Genomic DNA, 8,625 nt, shown 5'->3' with positions numbered 1-8,625 from the left:
TTGTAGACGGGGTTTGCCTCTGACCACTGTGCATCCGATTAGTATCCCGCTGTTTCGGGCCATCACCAACGAGGGTTCGACACCTGCCCGAATCACGCTCGGACCATGAGCTGCCGCTGTAGCGGAGCCACCGCGGATGAGGATTTGGCCCGTCGACAGCCAAGACAGGCTAAAACGTCAGTGCAGTTCGGGAATAAGTCATACACCCCCGAACTGCACTGGTGGGACGTGAAGATCAGCTTCCGGTCCAGTCGACTGAAGTCACACACCTACCTTGGTGGCACTGGCGGTTCGGAGCTGACGGGCTCCGATTCGCGGTTCGGATCGAACGGAATCTCGTTGTCGATGGCATCTCGCATTGTTGCGACCGGCGCTGGCTCATCGGTTGATCGCCGCGCAGTTCCATCGCTGACGGCAGCAACTTCCTCTGCTGACAACGTCACTTTGCCCGCGCGTGGAGCGACCGTGTACCAGTTTTCGGACGGCAAGAAGCCAGCCGACATAAGGTATGTTGCTCCCGGCTCGATCAGTGGGTCATCGTCCAGTAAGTACAACGTACCGTCGGTGCCATACCCGCCTTGCTGATTGACGAGTATTTGGCCCGCGACGTCACCCTTTAGGGTCTGAAGCACCTCAACAGAAAACTGCGTCTCGGGAAACGGCCCAACTGCCTTCGTACCGACTTGCTCAATCACTGTTCCGACGAAGACCGCGTCGGCCCAACCGGCAAGCTGCTGAGGGTCTGTCACATCGAAAGCCGAGTCCATTTCCACTGCTTGTGTGCGCGTAGTCACGCTGGCAGTCGTGCCAGCATCTCCAGGTTGCGTGCCTGCCGAAGTGCTGCAGCCAACTAATACAATGCAGGCGAATAAGCTCGCAACGCCCACCGTGCCGTACTTTGATCCTAAACTTCTGACCTTCATCATGTCATCCCCAGAGTTGACGGTAGGCGGCTTGATCCATGAACTGCGGCGCAAAAACCGATGAGTTTGAAATCGGATCCATCAGCTGACTTTTGCAGTTATGCGCCAAACCGAGCGCATGACCCATCTCGTGTGTCATAACGTTCCGTTGATTACTGGCGTTACCGAGCTTCGCTGTATTCATTTGAATAGTGTCCACCCCAAAGTCGGTGTTGCTGTATAGCCCGGCCCATGTGACGTCCGGACGGTTGGCGTCGGAAATTTCCACATTAGTGAGCGTCGGGTTCACAGGGTCATAGGGGGTAACCTGGACGCTCCCAAGTGCATTCCAAGCAGTGGATGCCTGCGAAATTGCGGTCGTGTATTGGGAAGATGACTGATAGGTGAGTTTGGAGAAGAGGACTGAGCTGTAGCCCAATGTCGGCGGCCTGCGTCCTGACGTCAGATACTGGCCGTTCTGGAAGTTCTGTCCGGAAGCGCCATATGACTCGTAACCATCATTGGACGTTGTTCCATCTTGACACAGGTACTCATCACTGCTCGGGAAGCCCAAGGGTCCAAGCTCGTAGTTCTGCGCAGCCCACTGATCGCGAATGTTACCCCAGGTGGCATAGGCAGATGTGGCTCCGAACTTGTATGTAATCGCGCCGCCCTGGAAGTTGTTGTACCGCCCGCCAGAAGCAGGGCTCTCACGTGTGACCGGGTACCCGAGTCGTCCACGTTCGTCGCTTCGCTTCTCGTACTGATACGGGCCGTTGACATACGTTCTGTACTGACGCGATGGCAAATTAAGCCACTTGTTCATGATCAAGCCGCCGATTTGACGACCTTTGTTTGGGTCGACATTCGGCGACCAGTAAATGCGATTAGTAAACCCGAATTCCTGCTACCGCCCCTCGTTGCTGTTTCCTGCGTAAAGCTCGCCACTGGTGGGTTCTCCGATACTCGAGGTGCCGCCTTGGCCGTATTGGTTAGCACCGGAAAGGAAATCGATAAATTCGCGTTCGATGGAGCCGAATACCCACTGGTTGTTGCGAAATTGATCGGCGTTCGCAACGCCAGGTGTAGAAACTAGCAATGCAAGGGATGTAATTAACGCACCGATAAGTGACATTCTTCGAGCGACAATTTGATTTCGCGTCCGATGCTGCCTGAAGCGGACATTGATCAATGGGCTTGGATCGCCAATATGCGACTTGAGAGGTAGCCTGCTCGGTTTCATGGAGCTCCCACAGTGAAGGGCATCAAGGACGAACCGAACAGTACGGTCAGTTTGCCCACCGTTGGAGAGACACGCGAACACGAGTTTGGTCACAATTCGGTCACCGTGACCGCCGCCAACTCGACGGCGGCTAGACTTCGAACGCATGAGCAATACAGGTTCTCGGTGGCTACGGCCAGCTGTCCTGCTGGTTCTAATCGGCGTCTTGCTCGTTGGTGTTGCATTTGGGGCGACCAGCCAGATTGGGCTCGGTCGCTCGGCCTCAGAAATTTGCGAGAATGCTTATCCGGGGGCTGTCGACGTCGAGTCCAGTCGTCCCCTCCTACCGCTAGTCGTCGTGCGTTGCGCTGCACAGGATTTTGACACGCGTGTGGAGACTAATGAATTTGATCCGCTGTCAACGCTTGTCCTCGCGGCTGGGATCGCAAGCATTGTCGTTGGTGTATCTGCCATCCGACGTCAAAAGCTGAACGAGTCATCTCAAAAAGGACAGCGGTGAACATACTCGGAGTGGTCTGGTCTGATTCGCTGTGTGAGAACTCGAATTAATTCTGGTCGGAGGATACTTCCTCCCCGACGCCCAGTATCTTGCAGCTTTATCGGTGGATCGAGGCTTAGCGGTCCTGCCGGCCACACGCGCCCACGACAGCGTCCGCGGAGCTCGAGCGTGACTGCAGGGAGGTCACCCCTGACGTTGTTTCCAGTTCTTTCCGTAGGGCGTGGTTGTCGAGTGTTAGCCGCTGGATGACGGCCAGTGCGAGGGTGAGGTCTTGAGTCAGCGCCGCGTTGTCTCGTTGCACGCGTTTGTTGGAGGCAAGGAGTTCGGTCCGGTCGTCATGCCGTGTGGCGACGGGAGCTGCGACGGAAGCGGCTCTGAGTTCGGCAGCGATAGCGGGGTAGTGCCGCCAGAAGGTTGCGTTGGACAGACCCAGTCGACGGGCAAGGCCGATGACAGTGGCGCGGCCGCCGGCCGATGCTGCGTCTTCGATGTGCTCTGTCATCACTCGACGGACGTCCTGCTCGCTCGGGAGGTCGATGCGTTTACTCATCGGATTGAGTTCGGATCGTGTCGGTCGACGAACTGATTTATCTGCTCACTCCGTTGCCGTAGTCGATGCTGCAGCAACGGAGGCAGCGACGGTGTTCGTTCGAGCTCGCGCTCGATATCGGAGCTCTCCGAACGCAACTCGTCGAGGTTGCCTGAGGTGAGCGCGACGTTGCGGCATTCGAGAGGTCGACAACCACCGAGCGTCGGCGCGTTCTGGCCCGAAAGGTTTTGTGCGCGTGTGCACAGTGCCTTGTCCGGATCGTAGACGCAGGTGGCGTATCGGCCTGGATAGATTGCTGGGTCGAATCGGCGTATTAAGCGGTCGTGCCGACGCCGGTCGGTGACGACCTGTCCTTGGTATCGGATATTCGACTCGAGCTCGCTCAGACGTCGGCGGGCTTCGTCGGCGGCGGGTCCAACGAGATCGGTGTGTTCGTGGGCATCGATCATTGCCATCAGACCCTCCCCTCGGGCAAGGGCCTCCTCTGACTCGACTTCGGCGCGGAAACCGCTATCCGATGTGCCGGCGTAGCCCTCGAACATCTGGACAGCTTGGTGGCGATATTGAATTGCCCCGGCAATGGATCCGCCGGGTTGGCGTGCGATGAACCAGGCGAGTGTTCGTCTGAACTGGCGGGTTGTCAGCCGCCACGTTTGGGCATTCACAGCCGGAATGTCCTCTGCGAGATCATGTGCGCGACAATAGCCATCGATCCAGGACACCAGATTGTTGATGTGGTCGTTCGTGGTCTTGGTCAAATTGACGTGGGCGGCGGTTTTGCCGATCCGCACAGCGGTGCCATGAGTTGAGGGTGCGAACAGCCGGGTTTCGTTACGGGGTTGGAGGAGTTCGAGGACCGCCACGGCGCGGGCGGCCGGAGCGCCGACAACCCAGGTCGCTTGCACTCCGGTGGGGTCGCGTTCACCTTTGAACGCCAGGCTGGTGATCATCCACCGGTAGGGCCTGCCGTGAGGGTCACGTTTGACGCTGATGCAGCCCCGCTGCAGATGCTTGATCTCGCTGTCACGCATGCCGGACAGGAACGCGATGATCACGTAGCAGGCTGCGCTCAGCGCCGACAGCAGGTGCAAGATCCCGGCCTGCCGATCACGCCGATTGAACAGGATGCGGTCAATCCAGGGGGACCCGTTGATCCGTCCGTTGATCACCACGTCACACGAGACATCGTTGTCGACCCCGACCAGTCGAGCTGTGTCCTCGATGAGGTCATGGTAAGTCCGCAAGGTCGAGCGATCGCATCCAAGCAGGCGGGACAGGTGGCGAAAGCTCGGTTGGCCGTTGTGTCCCGGTAGTGGGCGTTCTGCGTCACGGTATTCAGCTAACAGATGGACCAGATCCTTCTCTACCCAACGCCTTGCCTCGGGCGGAACTACCCCTTCTTGCAATCGAACTCGTCGCCACTCGCGGTCTGCCGCGAGAATGTCCGATGCAAACTCATCGACGAACCGCAGACTCCAGGTGAGTAGGGGTCCGAGCACCGCCTCCGGAATTCTGGCGGTCGCGTTGTCTGGCCCGCTCCTGTCGCCGGACTCGCTCCAACCATCGATGTGGTACGGGTCGAAAGTCAGCTGATCGGTAACCATGAGTCCGCGGTAGCGATAGAGCGACCGAACCGAACTGCGATAGCGATCACGAACCGTGAGAGTGGGTTGCGTCGCGAGCAAATGCAGTTGGTACGCAATCAAATCGGAAGGTTGCAACTCCGATAGCAGCGGCTGGCGCAGGTTGGGTCGCGAAGCGAGCCAGGAGAAGAAGTGGCGGAGCGTGGGCAACATCGAGGCAATCGTCGCTACCTTCGGTAAGCCGCGTCCTCTGGCGGGTGCAGGCCCGCCCAGCAGCCCGATGAAAAGTTCTTTGGCCACGGTGCGATAGACAGACGGCACGGATGTGAAGTCGAGGATCAGAGCAACATGATGTTGCTGAAAGAAAGCTGGACTGAGATCCCAGACGTCCTCTACGAATCGGGAAGCTCGGCTGAGTTCTGTCTCCGGGCGCACCGGCCGCCCGTTCAGTACGCATCGTTCGTCGAACGGGTGCGACGTCGACGGTTGAGGGTGGGCGTTGGTCATGTTTGCTCCCATGGTGATTCGACGAGATCGAGAAGTGCATCGGTGGGTTTGATCTCCGTTGCCGCCAGGATCTCGGACCGATTGAACTTCGAGAGAACGTCATGGCGGATGGCCGCCCACGTCGGTCCGTATCGGACCCACCAATCGGCCTCCGACAGCTGATCGCGGCGGGCCGCCAGCGCATCGAGCAATCCGAGCAGTCCAGGAAGGTGATCAGGCGTGATCACGCAGTTTCCGCAGTGAAAGCAGTCGAGAAACGATGCGCGACAGCTTCTCCCGGTGGCGGGATGGTGGTCGTGATCCCGGCACGCTGACCAGGCGGTATCGGCTGCGTCTGTGTGCGTCGGCGGGGTATCCCCGTGAGGATTGGTGGCGGAGCGTTCCGGCTGCACGTTCAGTGTGCCTCCTGCAACGTGCAGCGCCCGTCTGTGTGCTGCCAGAGCGCTCGATTCGGCGTCGCTGACGGCAGCCGCAACAACGGTGTGTGCCCATTCCTGTGTTGTCGGGTCTCCGCGTAGATAGTTCCGGAACAGAACCGGGATGGTGTTGCTCCGGGCAGCGGACGGGAGGTGACCGCCGATCTGTTTGGTACGGCGCACGTCTGCCGTGGTCTTGATCCGGTTGCCGGTGACCGCAAGCGGAGCCGGGGGCGTTCCGTCGACGACGTCAGCGTGGAGGCAATGCCGGGTGCGCCATCCGGCAAGGTTGATTGCTGTCGCGGTCAGTTCGCGAGCGAATGGGTCGAAATGTTCTTCGATACCGCGAAGGCCGGTGTTGTGGCCGCTACGCCAGATCGACCAAACGGATGCGCTGCCAGAAGTGTTCCTGCTGCGAGTGGTCAGTTCGTGTAGCAGTAGGTAAAGACCGCCGGGATAGTGCAGTTCGCGACCCGGTGGCCCGATCTCCCACGTCGCGGTCTCGAACCATCGGTGATTGCCGCGGCGGCGTTTGATGACACGAACTTCGACGGCGCGTGTCTCCAGGATTCGGTGTTCCCAGGGGAGCTCTTTGATGGTTTCGATATTGCGGCCGGTCAGCGCCACCATCAACACGAGCATTGGCGCGAGGTCCCGGATCGTCATATAGAGCCGGCTCGCAAGCTCCAGTCTGACGACGTGCGCGCTGAAGCTCCGGCTCGGGGGTACGACTCCTGATTCCGCAATCGCGACGAGCTCTTTGTCGCCCTCCAAGCCTTCCTGTTCACCCGTTTGTCCTATTGCAGCTTCCGAGAGTCGAATTCGATCGCGCAATGCGGTGATGTCTGACCGAGCGGCTGAGAGAATACGATCGAACTCTCCGTCCGAGTAGCCAGGTTGGCCAATCCGGGTCTGCCCGATTTGGCGGCAGGTGTAGTCGATCACTGATGAATTCACCGTATCGACCAGCGGTGGCAACGTCAGGAACTGTCCGAAAAGTGCGATGCCTCGCCAGGCGTAGACGTCCTTCTGCGTGATTCTGCGCTGGTTGTAGACAGATTGGAGGTGGGCGGTCTCCAGCAACGGTGGTCCGGTCGGTGGATCCGGCAGTTCCGAGAGGGATCGCAGCATGGATCGCACCCTCGTAACCAGTCCCTTCGCTGAGCTGAGCGTCCTGCTGCGTCCCGTCGCCCCGAGGGCAAGGGCCAGAGCCTCTGCAACTGCCGTGTGCCAACCGGGCAGCGCCATCTTCGCGACGTCCACCAGCAGAGTCCGGCCGTCTTCACCATCGAATCGGACCGTGAGGCCGGAGGCGATGGCGTGTTCGCCTTCGGTCGGTGTGTACGGGCCAGATGGGAGCATCGCGCGGCGCCCGGTGCCGGTACTGCCGCGACCGTTCACTGTGTTTTGTTCTCAGTGGCGACGTCGAAGACGTCGAGTGGAGTGTCGCGGGGATCTTCCCATGTGTTGGGCACCAACATCATTCGCGTTTCCATTTCCAATTCCGACAGCGCGTGTAAGTAGATCTGTGTTGTCACCACGGAGCGGTGTCCGAGGCGACGTCGCACCCAGTCCAGAGGGTCACCGAAGATCTGTGTCCATTGCCCTCGCTGTTCGGCAGTCATTTCGGTCATCGCGCTGATATGTCCGCGCTGTAGCTGTTCCAGAGTCACCACCGCGAACGTGTGCCGCAGGAGGTGAGCATGTGCAGTCAGAGGAACTCCTGCTCGACGACACCGTGTGTTGGCGACTGCGAACATGTCTTTCCAGGTCGAGACCGCGATGGGGGTGCCGAACTCCGACAGCCAGAACGCGGCCGGCGTCAAGCCATCGGGCCCGTCGATGAGCAAGCGGCGTCGTTCGTCGGCATCGAGGTTGGAAACTTTCACGGTCGATCGCAGACCGGACCGAGTCTGTACGACGACCGGCGAATGCGGATCAGGGATCACGAGCGGGCGGCGAACCTGTTCGTACCGTCCGCAGGCGCGTGCGCGGGCGATGACCTCCGCGCGATCGAGTGTCGCGTACCCGATCAGGTCGGCGATCACGGATTCAGGAACGTAGACTCGGCGGGCCGAACGACCTTTGGCGATGGCCGTCGGCAGCCAAAAACGTTGATAGCCCCCGAGACCGCGAGCTGTTGGCACATCGAATACCGTCAGCGCCGCTTGCTCGGACAACCGCATGCCGGTGCGCACCATCAAGTCGCAGAATGATGCATTGCGCGCCGCCCAGCGACCGCGAAACCCGGTGTCGTGGACACCGTCGGCGCGATATCCGCGAATCCCGACATCGCGCCATAAACGGTAGGACTGGGGTGGGAGCCACTCGATACGATCCGTCGCGGCATCGTGCGAGTAGGTTGCCGGTGTTGTGGTCGAAGAGTCATGACGGACGAGGCCCGCGCCGAACGGCATTGGTCGTCGAACTCTCTGCGGCACAGGGTTGTTCAATATATGGCCCGCGCGGACCTGCCATCGATAGAACTTGTCGACTGCGGCAACCTCTCGGTCCCATGTCGCACCTTGTATGTGCGGCCCTTGAGAGTCGATCCTGCGCCAGCGCCAGTACGCCAGATGGTCAGCCTCGTTGACGTCGCACCAACGAGCTCTGTCTCGTGAGACAGCAACGAAGTTCAAAAACGCGGCTAGATCGCGGGCGTAGCCCACCTGGGTGTGGCGCGCCTTCGCCTGCATATCGACTGATCTGAAGAAGGCATTCAACTCGATGTCATACTCAAATGATGGGTCAATGAGGAACGGCGTGCCGGCCACCAACTCTGGCCGCGCGAACCCAGGCCACTCCAAATTTGTGTCCGGCACCGCTGGCCGCGGCACCAACTCGTGTGGAGTGATACAAACACGCCAACCAGGTCTCGGCATGGTGGGCAACAGTACGTGGACATCTGTCCATCCGTGCACAAAA

General features: G+C 59.7%; 7 protein-coding genes. All 7 read right to left on the bottom strand.

The features are described from left to right. Positions 1-269 precede the first annotated feature (269 nt). Positions 270-767 (bottom strand): hypothetical protein, encoded by a 498-nt coding sequence (locus tag J1M81_RS25125; protein WP_008720607.1) that lies wholly within the window; start codon positions 765-767, stop codon positions 270-272. A 160-nt stretch (positions 768-927) separates the two neighbouring features. Further along, positions 928-1,728, bottom strand: a complete 801-nt coding sequence (locus tag J1M81_RS25120) for a matrixin family metalloprotease (protein ID WP_008720606.1) — start codon at positions 1,726-1,728, stop codon at positions 928-930. An 81-nt stretch (positions 1,729-1,809) separates the two neighbouring features. After that, positions 1,810-2,145, bottom strand: a complete 336-nt coding sequence (locus tag J1M81_RS25115) for a hypothetical protein (protein ID WP_141217217.1) — start codon at positions 2,143-2,145, stop codon at positions 1,810-1,812. 614 nt (positions 2,146-2,759) lie between these two features. After that, on the bottom strand, positions 2,760-3,194 hold the full coding sequence (locus tag J1M81_RS25110; protein WP_042940335.1) for a hypothetical protein: 435 nt from the start codon (positions 3,192-3,194) through the stop codon (positions 2,760-2,762). Next, positions 3,191-4,438, bottom strand: a complete 1,248-nt coding sequence (locus tag J1M81_RS25105) for a hypothetical protein (protein WP_141215007.1) — start codon at positions 4,436-4,438, stop codon at positions 3,191-3,193. Before J1M81_RS25105 ends, J1M81_RS25110 begins: the two co-directional genes overlap by 4 nt. An 842-nt stretch (positions 4,439-5,280) precedes the next feature. Then, positions 5,281-7,062, bottom strand: a complete 1,782-nt coding sequence (locus J1M81_RS25100; protein WP_141215008.1) for a hypothetical protein — start codon at positions 7,060-7,062, stop codon at positions 5,281-5,283. Between the two features lie 35 nt (positions 7,063-7,097). After that, a partial coding sequence (locus J1M81_RS25095; RefSeq protein WP_308051316.1) for a site-specific integrase occupies positions 7,098-8,625 on the bottom strand: 1,528 nt, incomplete at its 5' end.

Source organism: Rhodococcus sp. KRD175, assembly GCF_017168275.1.
Classification (GTDB): domain Bacteria; phylum Actinomycetota; class Actinomycetes; order Mycobacteriales; family Mycobacteriaceae; genus Rhodococcoides; species Rhodococcoides fascians.
Note: the sequence above shows the minus strand (reverse complement) of the source record. Positions and strands in the feature narration are given on the sequence as shown.

Excerpts from the sequence above, each read along its gene's own strand:
- J1M81_RS25125 (WP_008720607.1), bottom strand. The coding sequence starts at position 767 with ATGGACTCGGCTTTCGATGTGACAGACCCTCAGCAGCTTGCCGGTTGG.
- J1M81_RS25120 (WP_008720606.1), bottom strand. The coding sequence starts at position 1,728 with ATGAACAAGTGGCTTAATTTGCCATCGCGTCAGTACAGAACGTATGTC.
- J1M81_RS25115 (WP_141217217.1), bottom strand. The coding sequence starts at position 2,145 with ATGAAACCGAGCAGGCTACCTCTCAAGTCGCATATTGGCGATCCAAGC.
- J1M81_RS25110 (WP_042940335.1), bottom strand. The coding sequence starts at position 3,194 with ATGAGTAAACGCATCGACCTCCCGAGCGAGCAGGACGTCCGTCGAGTG.
- J1M81_RS25100 (WP_141215008.1), bottom strand. The coding sequence starts at position 7,062 with ATGCTCCCATCTGGCCCGTACACACCGACCGAAGGCGAACACGCCATC.